Source organism: Deinococcus multiflagellatus, assembly GCF_020166415.1.
Lineage (GTDB): Bacteria > Deinococcota > Deinococci > Deinococcales > Deinococcaceae > Deinococcus > Deinococcus multiflagellatus.
This window is the reverse complement of the sequence record NZ_JAIQXV010000002.1, coordinates 194,233-213,591: the sequence shown is the minus strand read 5'-3', so window position 1 is coordinate 213,591 and position 19,359 is coordinate 194,233. Positions and strand designations below refer to the sequence as shown.

At 68.7% G+C, this 19,359-nt stretch carries 15 protein-coding genes; 7 read left to right on the top strand and 8 right to left on the bottom strand.

Annotated features, from left to right (window positions below; genetic code table 11):
* Positions 1 to 4: 4 nt before the first annotated feature.
* Positions 5 to 1,222, bottom strand: coding sequence for an MFS transporter (locus K7W41_RS03995; RefSeq protein WP_224604951.1), 1,218 nt, complete (start codon positions 1,220 to 1,222; stop codon positions 5 to 7).
* Between the two features lie 31 nt (positions 1,223 to 1,253).
* Here K7W41_RS03995 and K7W41_RS03990 point away from each other — a divergent pair, with 31 nt between their 5' ends.
* Positions 1,254 to 1,940 carry a hypothetical protein gene (locus tag K7W41_RS03990; RefSeq protein WP_224604949.1) on the top strand — a complete coding sequence of 229 codons (687 nt, stop codon included), beginning with the start codon at positions 1,254 to 1,256 and terminating at the stop codon, positions 1,938 to 1,940.
* A gap of 16 nt (positions 1,941 to 1,956) precedes the next feature.
* On the opposite strand, the gene K7W41_RS03985 is transcribed toward K7W41_RS03990, so the two are convergent.
* Positions 1,957 to 2,412: an RrF2 family transcriptional regulator gene (locus tag K7W41_RS03985; RefSeq protein WP_224604948.1), complete on the bottom strand. Its 456-nt coding sequence runs from the start codon at positions 2,410 to 2,412 to the stop codon at positions 1,957 to 1,959.
* A 101-nt stretch (positions 2,413 to 2,513) separates the two neighbouring features.
* Here K7W41_RS03985 and K7W41_RS03980 point away from each other — a divergent pair, with 101 nt between their 5' ends.
* The 3 genes from K7W41_RS03980 (at position 2,514) to K7W41_RS03970 (ending at position 6,297) form a co-directional block, all read left to right on the top strand.
* Positions 2,514 to 3,293: a hypothetical protein gene (locus tag K7W41_RS03980; protein WP_224604947.1), complete on the top strand. Its 780-nt coding sequence runs from the start codon at positions 2,514 to 2,516 to the stop codon at positions 3,291 to 3,293.
* A 425-nt stretch (positions 3,294 to 3,718) separates the two neighbouring features.
* A complete protein-coding gene (locus K7W41_RS03975; protein WP_224604946.1) occupies positions 3,719 to 5,599 on the top strand; it encodes a chorismate-binding protein in 1,881 nt (626 codons plus the stop codon).
* Complete coding sequence (locus tag K7W41_RS03970) at positions 5,596 to 6,297, top strand: aminotransferase class IV (protein WP_224604945.1); 702 nt, start codon at positions 5,596 to 5,598, stop codon at positions 6,295 to 6,297. Before K7W41_RS03975 ends, K7W41_RS03970 begins: the two co-directional genes overlap by 4 nt.
* Positions 6,298 to 6,365: 68 nt before the next feature.
* Here K7W41_RS03970 and K7W41_RS03965 read toward each other — a convergent pair whose 3' ends face one another.
* The 4 genes from K7W41_RS03965 to K7W41_RS03950 all read right to left on the bottom strand — a co-directional run bounded on the left by K7W41_RS03965 (position 6,366) and on the right by K7W41_RS03950 (position 12,257).
* Positions 6,366 to 8,825, bottom strand: a complete 2,460-nt coding sequence (locus tag K7W41_RS03965) for a cbb3-type cytochrome c oxidase subunit I (RefSeq protein ID WP_224604944.1) — start codon at positions 8,823 to 8,825, stop codon at positions 6,366 to 6,368.
* On the bottom strand, positions 8,822 to 10,018 hold the full coding sequence (coxB, locus tag K7W41_RS03960; protein ID WP_380056136.1) for a cytochrome c oxidase subunit II: 1,197 nt from the start codon (positions 10,016 to 10,018) through the stop codon (positions 8,822 to 8,824). The genes K7W41_RS03965 and coxB overlap by 4 nt, the downstream gene beginning before the upstream one ends.
* Before the next feature lie 350 nt (positions 10,019 to 10,368).
* A complete protein-coding gene (locus tag K7W41_RS03955; RefSeq protein WP_224604942.1) occupies positions 10,369 to 11,286 on the bottom strand; it encodes a heme o synthase in 918 nt (305 codons plus the stop codon).
* Positions 11,283 to 12,257, bottom strand: a complete 975-nt coding sequence (locus K7W41_RS03950; protein ID WP_224604940.1) for a COX15/CtaA family protein — start codon at positions 12,255 to 12,257, stop codon at positions 11,283 to 11,285. Before K7W41_RS03950 ends, K7W41_RS03955 begins: the two co-directional genes overlap by 4 nt.
* 163 nt (positions 12,258 to 12,420) lie before the next feature.
* On the opposite strand from K7W41_RS03950, the gene K7W41_RS03945 reads away from it, so the two are divergent.
* From K7W41_RS03945 to panB, 3 genes are all read left to right on the top strand, one after another.
* Positions 12,421 to 12,903: a DUF420 domain-containing protein gene (locus tag K7W41_RS03945; protein WP_224604938.1), complete on the top strand. Its 483-nt coding sequence runs from the start codon at positions 12,421 to 12,423 to the stop codon at positions 12,901 to 12,903.
* Between the two features lie 112 nt (positions 12,904 to 13,015).
* The gene (locus K7W41_RS03940; RefSeq protein WP_224604936.1) at positions 13,016 to 14,260 is read left to right on the top strand and encodes an MFS transporter; all 1,245 of its coding nucleotides are present in this window, start codon (positions 13,016 to 13,018) and stop codon (positions 14,258 to 14,260) included.
* 312 nt (positions 14,261 to 14,572) lie between these two features.
* Entirely contained in the window at positions 14,573 to 15,394 is an 822-nt protein-coding gene (gene panB / locus K7W41_RS03935) for a 3-methyl-2-oxobutanoate hydroxymethyltransferase (RefSeq protein WP_224604933.1), read from the top strand.
* A gap of 491 nt (positions 15,395 to 15,885) precedes the next feature.
* On the opposite strand, the gene K7W41_RS03930 is transcribed toward panB, so the two are convergent.
* The gene (locus tag K7W41_RS03930) at positions 15,886 to 17,835 is read right to left on the bottom strand and encodes an amino acid permease (RefSeq protein ID WP_396115027.1); all 1,950 of its coding nucleotides are present in this window, start codon (positions 17,833 to 17,835) and stop codon (positions 15,886 to 15,888) included.
* 128 nt (positions 17,836 to 17,963) lie between these two features.
* Positions 17,964 to 19,286 (bottom strand): Glu/Leu/Phe/Val family dehydrogenase, encoded by a 1,323-nt coding sequence (locus K7W41_RS03925; RefSeq protein ID WP_224604932.1) that lies wholly within the window; start codon positions 19,284 to 19,286, stop codon positions 17,964 to 17,966.
* Positions 19,287 to 19,359 lie beyond the last annotated feature (73 nt).

Sequence of the window (19,359 nt, the reverse complement as noted above, 5' to 3'; positions counted from 1 at the left end):
GCCTTCAGGATACGGGGGCCGGGCCCCGGGCGGGTGCCCCCAGCAGCCGCAGCGCCCACAGGCCAGCCAGCAGCTGAATCACCCCGTGCGCGCAGACAAAGACCAGAATGCCACCCGGCCCCCGCGCAAAGCTGGCCAGGCCGGTGCCCAGCAGCACCCCGGCGGCCATCAGGTGGCCCGCCAGGCCGAACACCCGGCCCAGGGCCGCTTCCGGGCTCAGGCGCTGCACCAGGGTGGTCCAGCCGGCGCCGCTGGCCGCAGCCGGCAGGCCCACCAGCGCCATGACCAGCAGCGGTGGCCAGTGCGCCGACGTGACCAGCGGCAGCAAAAACACCGCGAGGTCCCCCAAGCCCAGGCCAATGCCGCCGGCCACCAGCAGCCCCGCCGGGGGCAAGCGGTCGGCCCAGCGGGCCACCAGGACCCCGCCCAGCAGCCCACCCACCGCCTGCGCGCTCAGCAGCAGGCCGTATGTTTGCGCGCCGCCCTTCATGACCTCGGCCACGAAAGGCGCCAGCAGGGGCCCAAAGAGGCCTTCACCCAGCGCGGCGAACCCGGCGAGGCCCACCAGCAGGCGCAGGGGCGGCGAGGTGCGCACTGCCCGCACCCCCGCCCGGAAGGCTTCCTGGCCGCCTTCCGGGCGGGGGTGCGGCGCCGCCCGGCCCAGCGGCACGCCCAGCAGCAGGGCCGCCGCCCCCACGAAGGTCAGCAGGTCCACCAGCACCACCGCCCGCAACCCCAGCGCGGCCAGCAGCGCACCGCCCAGGGCCGGGCCCAGCAGCCGGGCGAGGTTGTTGTTCAGGGCGTTCAGGGCGTTGGCGCGGGGTAGCTCCGCCCCTGGCACCAGGGTGGGCAGCAGGGCGTTCTCGGCCGGGCCGGCGGGCAGGGTCACCAGGGCCAGCAGTGCCGAGGACAGCAGCACCGCCCACAGCGGCGGCGCCCCGCCCCCGGTCAGCAGGGGCAGCAGCGCCAGGGCGGCCAGCAGGTTGCTGATCAGCAGCACGCGCTGGCGGGGCCAGCGGTCGGCCAGCACGCCGCCCAGCGCCCCCAGCAGCACGCGCGGCAGCGTGCCGGCCAGGAACATCAGGGTGGCGGCCGGCACCGAGCGGGTGTCCAGGTACACCTGGGCGGGCAGCGCCGCCCAGAGCAGCCAGTTGCCCGTCATGCTGATCAGCCCGGCCCACCACAGCCGGGCAAAGGGACCACGCAGAAGCAGAGGAAGCATGCCGCCCAGCCTGCGGGGTACCCTCTGACCAATGACAGCCGATGTTGGTCACAGCCCGGTGGTGGTGAGCGATCCGCAGGCCGCGGCCCTGCTGCTGGACGCCCGGGCGGTGCGGGTCCTGGGCCCGTTCATGGGCCGGGCCCTGAACATTCAGGCAGCCGCGCGTGAAGCCGCGCTGCCCATCAGCACCGTGCAGTACCGGGTCCGGCAGTTGCTGGCCTGCGGGCTGCTGCGCCGCGCCGGCCTGCAGCGCCGGGCCGGGCGCGCCATGCCGCTGTACGAAGCGCCGCGCGCCCTGTTCGTGCCGTTCGACTCCACACCCCTGGACTCCGACACGGTGCTGTCCGAGGCGAGTTTTCAGGCGTGGCAGCGGCGCCTGACCCGCTCCATCGGCGCGGCGTGGGTGGAGGCCGCGCACCCCCGCCGCCTTGGCCTGCACCTGATTGGCACTGATGATGGCCTCGTTTCCCGCAACGTAGAACCGGAGCCGGACCCGGCGCACCCCAACAGCTTTTTCGATCATCTACTCAGCGACCGCGCCCCGGCGGTCTGGGACTCCTGGGGCGCGCTGCACCTGACCCCTGCCCAGGCCAAAGCCCTGCAGCGTGACCTGGCTGGCCTGATGCACCGGTACCACTCGGTACAGGACGTCGGGGCGCGCGCCCACCTCGTGCGGGTGGCCCTTGCGCCCCTGGTGCCGGACGAAGACGGCCCCTAGGCTGGGGCCGTGGTGCCTAGGCGTGCGGGTAGCTGCCTTCCAGCTGCACCAGCCGGGCGTGCTGCTGGCGCTCGCTTTCCACGATCAGGTCGGCCAGGGTGGTGCTGCCCAGCACGTCGCGCAGGGCGCTGTCCACGCGGTGCCACAGGCTCTGGGTGCCGCAGACGTTCTGGCTTTCGCACACATGGTCGTCTTCCACGCACGACACCGGGGCAATGCTGCCTTCCATGGCAGTGACCACATCGTAGGCGTTAATTTCGTGGGGTGGCCGGGCGAGGCGGTAGCCGCCGTGCGCGCCGCGAATGCTCTTGATAAACCCGGCGCGGCGCAGATTGCTGGCAATCTGCTCCAGGTAGTGCTGGCTGATGCCCTGGCGTTCGGACACGTCTTTGAGGGGCACAGCCTCGCCGCCCCGCCGCGCGATCTCGATCAGGGCGCGCAGCCCGTATTGCGCTTTGGTGGACACCCACATGGCCCCAGTGTACCCCGACAAACCCGGATAGACCGTAAGGGTTTCTGTGAAGGCGCGGCCACGAAACGCCCGCGCAACGCCCCACCCCGTACCGTGCGCCCATGACCCACCACCTTCGCCGCGCGGCGCTCGTCACCCTGGGCGCCCTGACCCTGAGCACCCTGGCCCCGGCCAGTGCCAGCTGTTTTCTGTTTATCTGCGGGCTGGAGGCCACCGGCAGTCTGGCCACGAACGGGCAGGTGGACGCCCTTTACCGCGAGGTGCTGGGCCGCCCCAGCAGCGTGCAAGAACGCACCCTGTGGGCCGCGCGCGGCTACCGCGACGACCAACTGAGCGCGGCCCAGGAGGACCAGGTGCGCGCCGAACTGACCCGCAACCTGCACGCCCCGGGCGCGGCGGCCATCCTGACCGACCTGACCCGGCGCGTGTTTTTCGATGCGATGGGCGGCACCCCACACCCGAACAATCCCTTTTTCAAACTGCTGGGCAAGCTGGCCCAGAAACCCGAGAGCACCTACAGCAGCCTGCTGGCCTTTACCCGCACCTACCTGCAAGACCCGCAGATTGACGGCGCCCGCGAAGGCCTGATCCGCGCGGCCTTCATGCGCAGCCTGGGCCGCACAGCCAGCACCGCCGACCTGACGTACTGGCAGGCCAACATCAAGGCCAACGGCACCACCTACCAGGAGATCGTGCGCGCTGCCCAGGACTGGGTGCTGGCCGCCGGCAACGAAGCCGAATTCGCCGCCCTGATCCGCCGCGCCTTCAAGGCCGCTGGCCGCGCCGACCCCACGAACACCCAGATTGTGCAGATTCGCCTTGCCAACCAGGACACCCGCCGCACCTTCGACGGCTGGAAAACGTTCGTTCAGAAGTTCTGACTGAGAACACTCTTCGAAAACGGGAGGGGCCACCCTCCGCCCCAAATCTTCCCCCTCGTTGCCTGTTTTCGTTTTTCGAAAAGTAGAACCTTCTGGGCCGCACCAAGACCCCTTGCCCCCGTACCGTCCGGGTCCAGACGAGGCCGTCGAATGTAGCCCCACCCGCTCGGGGGCGGCCCCTCGCTCATCTTGATTCGGTGACGTAGGCTCACTCGCTCTTGGGCGCGCAGCGCGCGGGCCATTGCGCGTTACCAGCGGATGGCGCCGAAGCCGGATACGTCAACGAATGGAGCAAATTAGCCAACGTCAGTAAAAACTCTTGCCCAGCGCAGCGCCGCTCCCCCCTGCCCCTCCGGGGTAGGGGGGCTGGGGGGGTGGGGCTTCACCGCAGCAAACGCCCCTATCCCCCCCGCTACAATCCCCCCGTGACCGCGCCTGCGCCCCTCTCCCCCGCCGACGCCCTGCGCCGCCTGCACGCCGCCGGCGCCCCGGGCCTCGTGCTGCTGGACTCCCTGGGCCCCGTCACCCCAGACAGCCGCTGGTCCTTTCTCAGCGCGTGGCCCCAGGCGGTGCGCCACGACCTCCCCGAGCCCCCGGGGGGCCACACCTTCTTCCCCGCCTGGCTGGGCGGCCTGAAGTACGAAGCGGCCCGCGCGTTTGGCCTGCACACCCACGCCCCCCAGGGGCCGGCCATGTGGTGGGGCCACTACCCCTCGGGGCTGGTGTGGGACCGGCAGGCGGGCACGCTGGCCGTGGTGGGCGAGCCCCATGTGCCCTGGGCCGAGTGGCTGGCGCTGGACCCGGGACCCGAACCCGCCCTGACCGTGGGCCCCTTTGGCGCCGACGACGTGGACTACCCGGCAGGCGTGCGCGCCGTGCAGGACCTGATCCGGGCCGGCGAGGTCTATCAGGTGAACCTCTCGCGCGGGGTGCGGGCGGCGGCGCAGGGCGACCCCCTGGCCGCCTACCTGCGCCTGCGCGAGGTGAACCCCAGCCCCTTCATGGCCTACGCCGACTTTGGCGACGAGGTGGTGGTGTCGTGCAGCCCGGAACGGCTGGTGCGCTGGGCCGGCGGACTGCTGAGTGCCCGCCCCATTGCCGGCACCCGCCGCCGGGGCGACACCCCGCAGGAGGACGCCGCCTTTGAAGCCGAACTGAGAAGCAGCCCCAAGGAGGTGGCCGAGCACACCATGCTGGTGGACCTCGTGCGCCACGACCTGGGGCGGGTGGCGGCTCCGGGCACCGTGACCGTACCAGACCTGATGCTGGTGGAGCGCTACAGCCACGTCATGCATCTGGTCTCCGAGGTGACGGCGCAGGCCCGCCCCGGCATCACACTGCGCGAGGTGCTGGCGGCCACCTTCCCCGGCGGCACCATCACCGGCGCCCCCAAAGAGCGGGTGATGGAGGCGATTGCGGCCCTGGAACCGGGCCCGCGCGGCTGGTACACGGGCGGTCTGGGGCGCCTGAGCGGCGAGGGCGTGGACCTGAACATCCTGATTCGCACGGCGGCCTTTACGCGCACGCCCCAGGGCTGGACGGTCGAGGTGCGCGCGGGCGGCGGCACTGTGATTGACGCCGACCCCACCCGTGAGGCGCAGGAAACGGTCCACAAGGCCCAGGCGCTCCTGAGTGTGCTGGCGGGCGTGCCGGGCCGCGCCGCGCAGCCCCCGGCGCCCCCGGTGCCTGGCCGCCCCTGGGCCCCGCCCCCCGCGCCGGGCCACAGCGGACTGCGGGTGCTGCTGCTGGACAACCGCGATTCCTTTACCTGGAATTTGGCCCACGACCTGCTGGCCCTGGGCGCCCAGGTGGAGGTGCGGTCGCAGGACGAGGACGCCCTGGCCCTGCTGCGCGGCCAACCAGATGCCGTACTGGTGGGCCCCGGTCCCGGCACGCCAGAGACCAGTGGCTGCACGCTGGCCCTGACCCGCGCCTGCCTGGAACGGCGAATTCCGCTGCTGGGCGTGTGCCTGGGGCATCAGGCACTGGGGCAGGTGCTGGGCGGACAGGTCGTGCGCGCGCAGCCGGTGCATGGCCGCCCGGAATACGTGCGCCACAGCGGCACAGACCTCTTCGCTAGCGTGCCGCAGGGAGCCCCATTTGGGCGCTACCACTCGCTGGTGGTGCGCGGCCTGGACCCGACGTTGGTGACCGCCCAGAGCGCCGACGGCGAGGCGATGGCCCTGGCGGTGCCCGGCCAGCCCGCCTGGGGGGTGCAGTTTCACCCGGAAAGCGTGCTGAGCCCCGCCGGGCGCCTTCTGCTGGGCAACTGGCTGACGCTCAGCGCCGCGGCCCAGCCCGGGTGAAGCCGCTGCCGGGGGCGCTGCGGGGGCCCGCGTGGCTGCACGGGGCCAGCGCCTTTACCACGGTGCGCACCCGTCACGGCGGGGCCCTGCTGTGGCCCCAGCACCTGGCCCGCCTGCGCGGCACCTGCGCCTTCCTGGGCCTGCCTGCACCCGACCCCGATCTGCCGCCCCTGGCCCCTTTCCCCTGGGGCCTGCTGCGCGTCACGGTTACCCCGGAAGGAACTTTCTGGTCGCACACTCCACTGACCCCGGGCCCCCGCCCGCTGGAAGGCGTGGCTGTGCGCCTCACTGACCTTCAGGTTCACCCCCAGCTGGCGGGCCACAAGACCGGCAATTACCTGCCCTATCGCCTCGCCGCTGGGCAGGCGGCCCCAGCCTTTGAAGGCTGGCTGACAGCCCCGGGGGATCAGCTGGTGGATGGCAGCCGCACCTCCCCGGTACTGGAGCTGGGCGGCGAACTTGTTCTCCCTGCTGGCGGCTTGCCGGGCCTGACCCGCGCGGCGTGGTTGGAGGGTCAGGCCTTCACCGAGCGCCCCGTGCACACCCGTGAGCTGGTGGGCCTCACCCGCGCGTGGGTGTGCGGCAGTGGAGTGGGCGTGGTCCCAGTGCGGCGGCTGGAGGGCCCTGGGCTGGCCGTCGATCTGCCCGTGGTGTGGCCCGAGACCGATCACCCCGCGCTGGTCTGGCCGGAAGGGTAAATAGGCACGTTCACCCCAACAAGAAGAGGCGCCCCCGTGTGGGGGCGCCTCCTGCTTCTGACTTGCGTTTACCAGGCGTAGAAGATCGCCACGATCAGCAGCCACACCACGTCCACCAGGTGCCAGTACAGGCTGGCGGGGGTAATGGAGCCGTGGTTGTACTTGTCCATCTTGCCGGTCATGGCCTGGTAGTAGGGCAGGGCCACGCCCGTCCCGCCGATCAGGATGTGCAGACCGTGCAGACCCACGATGATGAAGAAGCACGCCTGCCACAGGTTCTGCTTCCAGTCGCTTTCTACACCGAACAGCGAGAACTCGTACACCTGCAGCAGCATGAACAGGGCGCCCAGCACCAGGGTGATAAACAGCCCAAGGCGGAAGCGGGTGAGCTTGCCGTGGTGGTTGTCCTGCTCGGCGCGGTGAATCACGAACGAGGAGGTCACCAGAATCAGGGTGTTCAGGGCGGCCAGCCAGATGTTGGGGCGCAGCGCGGGGGGCTCGGCGGCGCCAATGACGCGCAGGTACACGTAGCCGGCAATCAGCACGCCGAACAGGCCCACTTCCGAGATGATGAACCACGCCATGCCCATGAAGCCGTTGTCGTACTTGGTCAGGTGGTGGTGCGCCACCGGCACCGCGTATTCACGGGTGCCCGCCCACTTGAACAGGCCAACCAGGAACACCGGAATGCTGAGGTACAGGATGATGGACGCGAGCACGTGTCCCGGTGAAGCCCCGAAGAAGGGCTTCAGGCCGTCGGCCGGGGTGTAGTTGGTAAACCAGCCGAAGCTCAGGCCGTAGCCCATCAGCAGCAGGCCCACGGCCGTGATGAACGGCCAGATGGAATCCTGGGGCAGGTGGATGGTCTTGGGGTCCACGGGCGTCAGGGTTTCGCCACTTTGCTCCCAGTCGTACAGGGGGCGCTCGGTGGGAAAGGACTTGGGGAACTCGTGGGCAAAGTTGTAGGGCTTGGGCGGGCTGTCGGCCGTCCACTCCAGGGTAAAGCCGCCCCAGGGGTTGGCAGAGGCAGTGGCGGGCGCACGCACGCTCTGCACCATGTTCCACACCCACACGATGCCGCCGGCCAGCAGGGTCAGCGCGCCCAGGGTGGACAGGAAGTTCAGCTCGGTCCAGGCGAAGTTGCCGGCCGGGTAGGTGTAGTAGCGCCGGGGCATGCCCAGCAGACCCAGGATGTACTGCGGCAGGAAGGTCAGCCACGAGCCGATCATGAACAGCCAGAAGTGCGCCAGGCCCAGCTTCTCGCTCAGGAAGCGCCCGGTCATCTTGGGCCACCAGTAGTAGATGCCGCCCATGGCCAGGAAGGCCGTGCCGAACATCATCACGTTATGGAAGTGCGCCACCACGTAGTACGACATCGTGACCTGGTAGTCAAAGGGAATCATGCCCAGCGAGACCCCGGTGATGCCGCCAATCAGGAAGTTGAAGATAAAGCCCACCAGCCAGTAGGTCGGCGACTTCATGATGATGCGTCCGCCCCACAGCGTGCCGATCAGGTTGAAGATCTTCACGCCGGTGGGCACCGCCACGATCAGGGTGGCGATCATGAAGGCAATCTGCCACGCTTCGGGCAGGCCCACGGCGAACATGTGGTGCACCCACACCAGCAGCGACACCAGCACGATGCCCAGAATCGAGTACACCATCACGCGGTAGCCGAACAGCGGCTTGCGGGCCATGGTGGAGGCGATTTCTGCGCCGATGCCCAGGTAGGGCAGCAGCATCACGTACACGGCCGGGTGCGAGTAGAACCAGAAGAACTGCTGGAACATGACGGGCACGCCGCCAATGCCGGGGTTGAACATGCTCAGGCCCAGCTTCAGTTCCAGATAGGTGACCAGCGCCGCCGCCGTCAGGCCGCCCAGCGAGATCAGCTGCAGCATGGAGGTGGCAAAGATGCTCCAGGCAAAGATGGGCATCTTCCACAGGCTCATGCCCGGGGCGCGCATGTTGACCACCGTGGCGGCGAAGTTCGCGCTGCCCAGCAGTGAGGCGATGCCGTTGAGGGTCAGCGCGACCATCAGCACCGACACGCCGGTCTGGTTGGCGTCCACGGAGAGCGGGTAATAGAAGGTCCAGCCCACGCCGGGGGCGCCGCCGTTGGCCAGTCCCAGCACCACCAGAATGAGGCTGAAGATAAAGAGCCACACCGCAAAGGTGTTCACGCGCGGCAGCGCCACGTCGCGCACGCCCAGTTGCAGCGGCAGGAACCAGTTCCCGAAGCCGAACAGGCCAATGGGAATGAGGAAGAAGAAGATCATCAGCGCGGCGTGGACGGTCAGCACCTGGTTGTAGGTGTTGCCCACCAGGAAGGTGTTGTCCGGCACCGCCAGCTGCAGGCGGATCAGCACCGCCAGAATCCCGGCGATGGCAAAGCCCAGGATGCTGGTGCCGATGTACAGATTCCCGATCTTCTTGTGATCGGTGGTCATCATGTAGTCCTTCAGCACGTGCCACAGCCCGGGGCGGGGAGTAACAACCTGCTGGGGACGGGGGGCTTGAACGGTCACTGGGTGCCTCCGTTGCCAGACGCGCCGATCACGGGCACGTCGCGCCAGTAGTCTGCTTCTTCCGGCAGCTTGAGGCTGCGCAGGTACGCGGCCAGGGCATTGATTTCTTCATCGGTGAGCACGCCACCTTTTTGCAGCTTGCCGTTGGCCCTGTACTCGCTGCCGTCGTAGGTGGGCATCAGCGCGCCGGGTTTGACATGGGGGGCGTGCTTGAGCCAGGGAATCAGCATCTCGCGGGCCTTTTCGCCTTCCCACATACCCGCGCCCAGGGTGCGGCGGGTGCCGAAGAAGCTCAGGTCCGGGCCCACCACGCCTGCCGCCGGGGTGCCCTGAATGCGGTGACACCCGGCGCAGGAGGCGGCCTTGGTTTCAGGCTTGCCCTGCATGAACAGCTGGTAGCCCAGTGCCTCGGGGCTGCCCGCGGCCGGTTCGGGGGCGCGGTAGGCCTTCATGGCGGCCAGGGTGGCGTCGTAGCGCGCCTGCTCCAGCGCCACGACCTTGTAGCGCATGTTGGCGTGGCTGGCCCCGCACAGCTGCGAGCAGTTGCCCTGGTACACGCCGGCGCGGTCGGTGTCCACCTGCCACGTCTTTTTCACGGCGGGCATGGCGGCGCGCTGACCGCCAATGTTGGGCGCCCAGAAGCCGTGAATCACGTCGCCGCTGGTGACGGTCAGGGCCACCGGCTGCTTGGTGGGCATGAGCATCTCGTTGCCGTTGGCGACGTTGCCACCTGCGTCGGCCTTGATGGTGGGGTACTCAAAGTTCCACCAGAACTGCTTGGCCAGCACGTCAATCTTGGTGGCCTGATCCGGGGTGGGGTTCAGGATCGCCATGGAGCGCACGGTCAGCACACTCAGGAAAATCACGATCACCACGGGCACGGCCACCAGCCAGACTTCCAGCTTGTTGTTGCCGTGAAACTGCGCGGGCGGCGCGTCGTGCTTGTCTTCACGGAACTTCTGCACCGTGTAGAACAGCGCGAACGACACGCCCAGGAAAATGATGATGGACAGGGCCACCGCCCAGATGCTCATCCAGGCAATTTCCCGGTTGAACGCGGACGACATGTCCCCAATCGAAAGGCCCTGCTGCGCCTGCTGACAGCCGGTGAGCAGGGCTGTGGCCAGAACCGCCAGGGGGGCCAGTGCCCACCTGGATCGCCGTGTGCCGCTGTGGCGGTGTGTGGTATTCAACGTCACTCCTTTCCTCTTCCTCGCAGTGTAAAACGTTCTGCGCGCCCTTGCGCGAGGGCCGCGCCCCTCAGGAAACGCCCGGTGCGGCCTGGCGCCGCTCTTGACGGCCGGCGCCTATTCTACCGAGCGGTCAGCCCCATCCCGCATGAGACCAGATGCGGGCGTAGGCATGTGTCCTGTTTTTGCGCTCCCCGGGAGGGCGCCGCCAAGCGCCCCAGGCCCGTGCGGCGCCTTCCAACCACTCTTCAAAGCGGCCATGCAAAACGCCGGGCCCGCACGCCACAGCGGCGACAGGCCCGGAACGCTGAGGCCGGCATGATGAAGAAAGCCCCTGCGCGGCCCCTAGTCTGTTACGCCAGCAGCGCCCGGTCCACGGCGCCGGCCACGAACAGCAGGGCCAGGTACAGCATGGAGTACAAGTACAGCGGCACCGCCACCTTGCGCTCGACCTTGTGCCCGGCCATCACGTGGCGGTACAGGCGCCACGACAGCACCAGCAGCCAGCCGCCCAGGCCCAGCGCCGAGAGAAAGTACAGCGCGCCCACCTCCTGAAAGAACACCGGCATCACCGAGAGCACCACCGTGTAGATCGCGTACAGGCCAATCTGCGCTGCCGTCAGTTTGTCGCCGTGCACCACGGGCAGCATGGGAATGCCCACCTCGCGGTATTCATCTTTGATCATCAGGGCCAGGGCCCAGAAATGCACCGGGGTCCAGAAAAAGATGATGGCAAAGAGAAACCACGCAAACAGGTTGAGGTCGCCGGTGACAGCCGCCCAGCCCACCAGCGGTGGAAAGCAGCCGGCCGCGCCCCCCAGCACGATGTTGTGCCACGTGTTGCGCTTGAGCAGCCCGGTGTAGACCCACACATAGGTGACAAAACCCGCCAGACTCATCCAGGCGGCCAGGGGGGTGGCCCATACCCACAGCATCACGAACGAGAGAATCTGCAGCGCCGCGCCAAAAATGGCCGCGTCGCGCGTGCTGATCAGCCCGCTGGTGGTGGGCCGCTTGGCCGTGCGCGCCATTTTCAGGTCAATGTCGCGGTCAATGATCATGTTGAACACGCCCGCCGACCCGGCCGAGGCGTACCCCGCCACACTGACCACCAGCAGCAGCCAGAGGTTCGGCCAGCCGCGCGCCGCCATGAACATGGCCGCCACGGTGGTCCACAGCAGCAGGCTGATGACCTTGGGCTTGGTCAGCGACAGGTAGTCGCGCCACGTCGCGCGGGGCTGCGGCGCGCTGAGGGGCCCCGAGGCGGTCATGCGCGCTCCCGGTGGCCCTGCAGGCGCAGCGCGCTCAGGGCGTGAAAGGCCAGCAGCACCGTAACCAGCCACAGCGCGCAGGCCAGCGCCAGATGGGCCAACTGCATCCAGCCCGGGGCCTTGAGGGCCACGTTGGCAAAGCCCGCCAGCATCTGCACGCCAATCAGGACCCACAGCGCCGCGCTCCAGCGGTTCACGGCCTCGCCGGGGCGCTCGCGGCGCAAAAAGACGCCCAGCCACACCAGAAAGGCGCTGGTGAGCACCGCCAGCATGGGGTGCACCACGCGCAGGTTCTCGATCAGGCCTGCAGCCGGGCCAAAGTCGCGCTTCACCGTTTCAATGGGCGTGCTGCCGTCGGCCGGCAGGAACAGCAGGTCGCCCAGTGCGGTTACGGCCCCGGCCATGCCCAGCACCAGCAGCAGCGCCAGCCCCACCGCGCTCCAACCGCCCACCAGGCCCTGGCCACGCAGGCGCAGCCGCGGCGCGCCGCCGGCCCACAGGGCCGTGAGCAGCAGGGCGCCCAGCAGCGCAAAGGTGTTGGCGAGGTGAATGCCCTGCACGAAGCCGCGCGCCGGGTCGGTGGAGTCGGCAGTCAGACCCAGGCGCACCTGCACGCCGCCCACCAGCCCCTCGAGGATGATCAGGCCCAGGCTGAGCCCCGCGCCAAAGCGCGCCGGATGGCCCTTGGGCGTGGCCTGCAGCGCCAGCGCCACCAGGGCAATCGCCAGCAGGCCGCTGAGCCCACTGGTGAGGCGGTGGCTGAACTCAATGATCGTGTGCAGGGTGGGGCTCTGGGGCACCACCACGCCGTTACACAGCGGCCAGTGGTCGCCGCAGCCTGCCCCAGCCCCCGTGATGCGCACCACGGCGCCCCACAGAATCACCAGCACGTTGTAGGCCAGCGCCGCCCAGGCCAGCCGGGGGAGCCACGCCCCGCTCTGGGCACGGGGCACTGTCAGCGTTCCACTCATGGTCACCATCCTCGCCGCCCGCAGGCCCCGGTGGGCTCAGGCGCGGCGGTCCATACCCGGACATTCTAGCCGGGCCAGGCAGCAGCAAATTGTCCCCCAAGGGCTGGGCCCGCTGCGGGGCGGACACCTGCCCTGGGCGCGGCCCGTACACTGCGGCTCAACTATGGCGGAAACCATCAACCAGTGGGCGGTCATCACGATTGTCCTGAGCGGCATTGCGCTGTGCGTGGGCGTGTACCTGATCCGGCGGGGGCTGCGCGAGGCCCACATGCGCGCCATGGTCACGGCCAGCACCCTGGCCACCATCTTCCTGGTGCTGTACCTCACCCGCCTGGGCCTGGGCTACGAGAAGAAATACGCAGGCCCTGAGGAATGGAAACTGGCCTATTTCGCGCTGCTGATCAGCCACATCATCCTGGCGGCGGCCAACCTGCCGCTGGCGCTGGGCGCCCTGTGGAACGCCTGGAAGGGCCTGAAGGCGGCCGGCAACCTGGGCAACATTGACGCGCCCGCCGCCCGGGGCTACTTCAACAAGCACCGCGCCTGGGTGCGCTGGACGGTGCCGGTGTGGCTGTACGTGGCTGTCACTGGCTGGATCATCTATGTGGTGCTGCACCGCTGGGGCGAGGTCATCAAGGGCGCCTGAAGCCGCCGGGTGCTGGCCGCCCGCTCAGGGCCATGTGTTCCTGCCGCGGGCACAGCCGGGGCGGGGCCGCGCTTACAGGTGCGGCGCGGGCCCCGCCCCTACACTCGGGGCCGTGAGTTCTGCGCCTGCCGCTTCGCCCACCCACGTGCTGGGGTACCCCGAATTCCGCGCCATGCTGCTGGCCGCCGTGACCAGCACCCTGGCCGGGCGGGCCGTGGCGCTGACCGTGGCCTACCAGCTGTACGAGCTGACCAAAGACCCCCTCACGCTGGGCGTGCTGGGGCTGGTGGAGGCCATTCCGGCCCTCAGCCTCGCGCTGCTGGGAGGCGTGGTGGCGGACCGCGTGGACCGGCGGCGCATTCTGCTGTTCACCTTCACGGCAGAGGTCGTGTGCGCCGGGCTGTTTGCGCTGTACGCGCCGCACGCGGTTCAGAGCGGCATCTGGCCGCTGCTGGGCCTGATTTTTGCCCTGGGGGTGGCGCGCGGCTTTTCAGACCCGGCCTTGCCAGCGTTTCAGGCGCAGCTGGTGCCGCGCGAGCTGCTGCTGCGCGCCTCGGCGTGGCGGTCCAGTGTGTGGCAGGCCGCCGCGATCATTGGCCCTGCGCTGGGCGGGGTGCTGTACGCCTCGGTGGGGCCGCAGGGGGCCTACGGGGTGGCGTGCGCGCTGTTTGCCGTGTCGCTGGCCTGTCTGGCCCGCGTGCGCAGCAAGGGCCGCCCCGCCTTCACGCCCGGCGAGCCGCTGGGGCAGAGCATCAAGGCTGGGCTGGCGTTCGTGCTGCAGCGGCAGGTGCTGGTGGGCAGCATGGCCCTGGACCTGTTCAGCGTGCTGTTCGGGGGCGCCATTGCGCTGCTGCCCGTGTTTGCCAGCGACATCCTGAAGGTGGGGCCCACGGGGCTGGGCGTGCTGGTGGCGGCCCCCAGCGTGGGCGCCCTGGCGGTGATGCTGCTGGCCACCCACCGCCCGCCCGGGCGCGGCGCCGGGCGCACCCTGCTGCTGGCCGTGGCGGGCTTTGGGCTCAGCATGATTGTCTTCGGGCTCTCGCAGAACCTCGTGCTCAGCGTGGCGGCGCTGGTGGCGGCGGGCGTGTTCGACGGCATCAGCATGGTGATCCGCAGCGCCACGCTGCAGCTCAAAACCCCCGACCACATGCGCGGGCGGGTGAACGCGGTGAGCGGCATGTTTATTGGCGCCAGCAACGAACTGGGGGCCTTTGAAAGTGGGGTGGCCGCCCGGCTGCTGGGTACGGCCCGCAGCGTCTGGCTGGGCGGCATCGTGACCCTGATTGTGGTGGCCGTGACCGCCGCCCTGGCCCCCGAACTGCGCGCCATGAACCTGGAGGATGAGGCCGAGGACTGATACGGACTGCCGTCCATTTCCGGAACATCCAGAAAAGAGCTGGATGCTCCTCTCCTGCGGAGCCTTCCAGGTCCAATTCCGGGCAATCCGTATTTTTCCTTCTCCCTGTGGTCGGAAAAATTCCGAAACGCCTTACGGAATGTTTCGGAAGCTGTATGAGAGCCGCCCTGACGTCACGCTGCCTGTGCTGACCAGCAGGGCCGGACAGCTCCTGGCCCCGGGGACGTGACAGTGCACCGATCAGGCGGCCCCGGCGAGCCCTACCCCCGGCGCGCGGCGGGGCTGGCCCCCCCTCTGCTACGCTGGGGCGGCATGAAACGCACCATTCCCGAGTTGCAGCACGCAGCCGACCCCCTGGTGATGGTCACGGCCTACGACTACCCCGGGGGTCGTCACGCCGAGGCGGCCGGGGTGGACCTGATTCTGGTGGGCGACTCTCTGGGCAACGTGGTCCTGGGCTACGACTCCACGGCGCCCGTCACGCTGGGCGACATGATTCACCACGCCCGCGCCGTGCGCCGGGGTGCGCCCCAGACCTTCATGGTGGTGGACCTGCCGTTTGGCACCTACCACACCGGGGTGCAGGACGCCATGCGCAACGCGGTCAAGGTGATTCAGGACACGGGTGCCGACGCCATCAAGATGGAAGGCGCCACCCCTGAGATTCTGGAAGTGGTGCAAACCCTGACCCGCAACGGCATTCCGGTGATGGGCCACGTGGGCCTGATGCCGCAGACCGCCACCGCCCAGGGGGGCCTGCGCGTGCAGGGCAAGGACGACGCCTCGGCCCGCCTGACGCTGGAAGGCGCCCTGGCCCTGGAAGCGGCGGGGGCGTTTTCCGTGGTGCTGGAGGCCATTCCCGCCCGGCTGGCGCGCCTGATCAGTGAACGCCTGAAGATTCCCACCATTGGCATTGGTGCGGGGGTGAACTGCGGCGGACAGGTGCTGGTCACCCACGACCTGCTGGGCATGTACGAAGGCGAGGACAAGAAGATTGCCAAGCGCTACGCCGAGGTGGGCCGCATCTCGCGCGAAGCGATTGAGGCGTACGCCGCCGAGGTCCGCTCGCGCGCCTTTCCCACCAAGGACAACTCGTTTGTCATGAAAGACGACGTGCTGGGCAAGCTGTACTGAAGCGGCGAGGTCAATGCTGCTCCAGCGCAGCCCACAGCGCTCACAGCGGCTGCCAGTTCCATTGAGGGGCCAAAAAGCGGCCCCTCAATTCCACTTCTGCCGCTGTGTTTTTCGGCTACTCACTTCGTTCGCCTCAGGACGGTTGAGGAGTATCCCCTCAACCGTCCTGAGTTCCGCTGTCAGACAGACACCGCTTGAACCGTTTCGGTCCACGGTTTAGGCCGGCCAGCAGGCCTCATACGGATTCCGGATCATCCGTTACAGCCCCTCCGCGTCGCTTCGGTGCTTCCACGCCTCTCCGTCACCGTTTTTCCTTCTCCCTCCGGTCGGGTTGATCAGTTATGGAATAACTGATCAACCGGAATCCTTATCACAGGGCGGCGGACCAGAGAAGAAAAAGTGGGCTTTCGGGCGCCGCGTCCGGTTCTGTTCCGAAGTGCGGGCGTTCCAGACGGAAGTCGCATCGGCGTCGTTCGTTGCCGCTAAGCCGGTTACCCGCCCACATGCACAATCGGCCGGCGGTCGCGGTCGGGTTCAGCGCGGCGCAGGATCTCACGGGTGAGGGGCGGCACGTCGCCGCGGCCACCAATCACAAAGTCCAGGGCCAGTTGCAAGGGGCTTTCCTCGGTCCAGCGCATATACACCTGTGGGGGCGCGCCCTTGCCGCGCAGGTGCAGCATCACGGCCGCAATGGTGTTGGGAATGCTGGACCCGCGCGCCTTCAGGATGGCGTAGGGGCCCACCTGCAGCCCGGTGACCTCCACCACATCGGTAAATTCACTGGCGTCACCCAGTTCCACCTCCAGAAACACGAACGGCTCGTTGTCGGGCAGGTGCACCATCTGCCGCACGCGCAGTTCCTGCTTGCTGTATTCGGCCTCACTGGCGCGGCCCGGATGGTGCGAGACGAACCGCAGGGGCCGGATCGGGTGCTGGCGCAGCAGTTCGGCCGCGGCGTCGTCCAGGGTCACGCGGCTGACCCGCAGTTCAAAGGAACGCGAGATGCGGGAGCCGATGCCCACCGCCAGCACCAGCACGATAAACAGCAGGGCAATCCAGAGGCCCTGGGGATTACTGAAGATGGTCACGGCGCTCGTGTAGATGAAAATGGCGCTGATGGCCCCAAACTGCCACGCGCGGGCGCGCTGACGGCGGCGGCGCGCGGTGAGGCACACCGCCACGGCCGCCGAGGTCATCATGGCCAGCACCCCGGTGGCGTAGGCCGCCGCCTGGGCGTCCACATTGGCGCGGAACGCGGCCGTCACCACGCAGGCGATCAGCAGGTAAATCAGCACCAGCGGCCGGTGCAGGCAGCTCCACTCGGGGGCCATGCCGTAGCGGGGCAGGTAGCGCGGCACGATGTTCAGCAGCCCCGCCATCGCCGATGCCCCCGCAAACCACAGAATGCCGATGGTGCTGAGGTCGTAGGCGGTGCCCAGCCACTCACCGAGGAACCGGTGGGCCAGGTAGGCCAGGGCCCGCCCATTGGCCTCGCCGCCGGGCTGAAACTCGGCCGCCGGAATCAAGAGGGTGGTCACCACGCTGCTGGTGAGCAGAAAGGCGCTCATCAGCAGCGCGGCGGTGGTCAGCAGTTTCTTGCCGTTGCGGATGCGGCCGGTGGGCCGGGCCTCCGTGTCGCCGGGGTGGCCCTGAATGAGGGGCATCACCACCACCCCGGTTTCAAAGCCCGACAGCCCCAGCGCCAGCTTGGGAAACACCAGCAGCGCGGCCCCCAGCAGCGCCAGCGGGGAACCGAAGCCCAGCTGCAGCTGGGCCTGCCACGCCTGCACCACCTGCGGCTGCCCAGCAACGAGGTGCAGCCCCCACCCGATCACCAGCGCGCTCAGGCCCAGGTAGAGCACGACCAGCACCACCGCGATGCCAATGGCCTCCTTGAAGCCCTTGAGAAACACGGCCCCCAGCAGCAGCAGCAGCACCATGGTCACCGCGATCTGGTGGCCTTCAAGCGCGGGTTTCAGGAAGGGGTTCTCGATCAGGTGGGCCGCCGCGTCGGCTGCCGAGAGCGTGATGGTGATGATAAAACCCGTGGCCACAAAGCCGATCAGGGTCAAGACCAGAAACTTGCTGGGCCAGTAGCTCAGCAGCCGCTCCAGCATGCTGATGGACCCGTCGCCGTGCGGACTGTCCTCGGCCACGCGGCGGTACATGGGGAGCGCCCCAAACAGCGTGACCAGCACCAGCACCAGGGTCGCCAGCGGCGACACCGCGCCCGCCGCCAGCGCGGCAATTCCGGGCTGGTAACCCAGGGTGGAAAAGTAGTCCACGCCGGTCAGGCACATCACCTTCCACCAGGGGTGCTGCCGCTCTGCCCCCCGCGCTGGGGCGCCGTCCTCCGGCGGGTCGCCAGGGGCGTCCTCTTTCAGCACCCAGCGCTTGGCGTGGTCGAAAGCGGGGCGCAGGGCCGGAAGCGGGCGCGGCATGACCTGCGGATTATTCTCCTTTGGTCCGCGGATGAACAGGTGCCCCCTGGCAGGTGCCCTGCGCGCCCCTCTTCACAACACACCCCCAGCCGGCTGAGGCTGGGGGGCAACAGGGGCGCGCCTCCGGCTCAGGGGTACAGGCCCCGCAGCGCGCGCGCTTCGAGCACGCGGGTGCAGGCCACGATGTAGACGGCGGTGCGCAGGGTCACGCCGTGCTTCTCTTTGACGTCCCACAGGCTCAGGAACGCCTCGCTCATGATGCGGTCCAGGCGCTTGTTGATCTCGTCTTCCGTCCAGAAGAACGAGGAGAAATCCTGCACCCATTCAAAGTACGACACCGTCACGCCGCCCGCGTTGGCCAGCACGTCGGGCACGACCGTGACGCCGCGTTCGGCGAGCAGGTCGTCGGCGGCGGGCACGGTGGGGCCGTTGGCGCCTTCCACGATCAGCTTGGCCTGAATCTGCCCGGCGTTCGCCAGGGTGATCTGCTTTTCCAGGGCGGCGGGAATCATGACGTCGCAGGGCACGGTCCAGAACTCGTCGCGCTTCAGTTCCTCGCTGCCGGGCAGTTCGGTGATCTTGCCGGTGCGGCGCAGGTGGGCCAGGGCGGCGGCCGGGTCAATGCCCGCCTCGCTGTAGATGGTGCCCGTCACGTCCTGAATGGCCACGACCTTGGCGCCGTGCTCGTGGAAGATGCGCGCGGCGGCCTCGCCCACGTTGCCGAAGCCCTGCACGGCAATGCGCGCGCCCTGCATGGGCATGCCCAGCTTCTTCATGGCCTCGGCGCCGGTCACGAACACGCCGCGCCCGGTGGCGTCGCCGCGCCCCAGGCTGCCGCCCAGAGACACGGGCTTGCCCGTCACCACGCCGGTGGCCGTGCGGCCCACGTTCATGGAGTAGGTGTCCATCATCCACGCCATTGTCTGCGGGTTGGTGTTCACGTCGGGGGCCGGAATGTCCTTGTCCGGGCCGATGATCAGGCCGATCTCGGTGGTGTAGCGGCGGGTCAGGCGCTCCAGTTCCCCGGTGGAATACTTGCGCGGATCAATGCGGATGCCGCCCTTGCCGCCCCCGTAGGGCAGGTTTACGGCGGCGTTTTTCACCGTCATCCAGGCCGACAGCGCCATGACTTCGGACAGGGTCACGTCCTGGTGGTAGCGGATGCCGCCCTTGGCCGGGCCGCGCGAGGTGTTGTGCTGCACGCGGTAGCCCTCAAAGTGCGCCACCGTGCCGTCGTCAAGGTGAATGGGCACGTCCACAACCAGAATGCGCTTGGGCCGCTTAAGGGTCTCGGCCCAGTAGGCCAGCTTGCCCAGGTAGGGCGTGACGCGCTCCACCTGCTCCAGGTAAATCTCGTACGGCCCGATGTTGTTGGGGTCCAGGTAGCTGGGAATGGCGTGCGCGCCGGTCTGGGGGCCAGCGGTGTTGGCGGGGTCGTGCGTGGTGGTCATTGGGGGGGCCTCCTTCGGAGGGGGAGTAGGAAGTGGGGTGTGGGGAGTGGGAACAGCAGGGGCTAGGGGCTCT

Excerpts from the sequence above, each read along its gene's own strand:
- panB (WP_224604933.1), top strand. The coding sequence starts at position 14,573 with ATGAAACGCACCATTCCCGAGTTGCAGCACGCAGCCGACCCCCTGGTG.
- K7W41_RS03955 (WP_224604942.1), bottom strand. The coding sequence starts at position 11,286 with ATGACCGCCTCGGGGCCCCTCAGCGCGCCGCAGCCCCGCGCGACGTGG.
- K7W41_RS03990 (WP_224604949.1), top strand. The coding sequence starts at position 1,254 with ATGACAGCCGATGTTGGTCACAGCCCGGTGGTGGTGAGCGATCCGCAG.
- K7W41_RS03930 (WP_396115027.1), bottom strand. The coding sequence starts at position 17,835 with ATGCCGCGCCCGCTTCCGGCCCTGCGCCCCGCTTTCGACCACGCCAAG.
- K7W41_RS03980 (WP_224604947.1), top strand. The coding sequence starts at position 2,514 with ATGACCCACCACCTTCGCCGCGCGGCGCTCGTCACCCTGGGCGCCCTG.
- K7W41_RS03995 (WP_224604951.1), bottom strand. The coding sequence starts at position 1,222 with ATGCTTCCTCTGCTTCTGCGTGGTCCCTTTGCCCGGCTGTGGTGGGCC.
- K7W41_RS03985 (WP_224604948.1), bottom strand. The coding sequence starts at position 2,412 with ATGTGGGTGTCCACCAAAGCGCAATACGGGCTGCGCGCCCTGATCGAG.
- K7W41_RS03925 (WP_224604932.1), bottom strand. The coding sequence starts at position 19,286 with ATGACCACCACGCACGACCCCGCCAACACCGCTGGCCCCCAGACCGGC.
- K7W41_RS03945 (WP_224604938.1), top strand. The coding sequence starts at position 12,421 with ATGGCGGAAACCATCAACCAGTGGGCGGTCATCACGATTGTCCTGAGC.
- K7W41_RS03950 (WP_224604940.1), bottom strand. The coding sequence starts at position 12,257 with ATGAGTGGAACGCTGACAGTGCCCCGTGCCCAGAGCGGGGCGTGGCTC.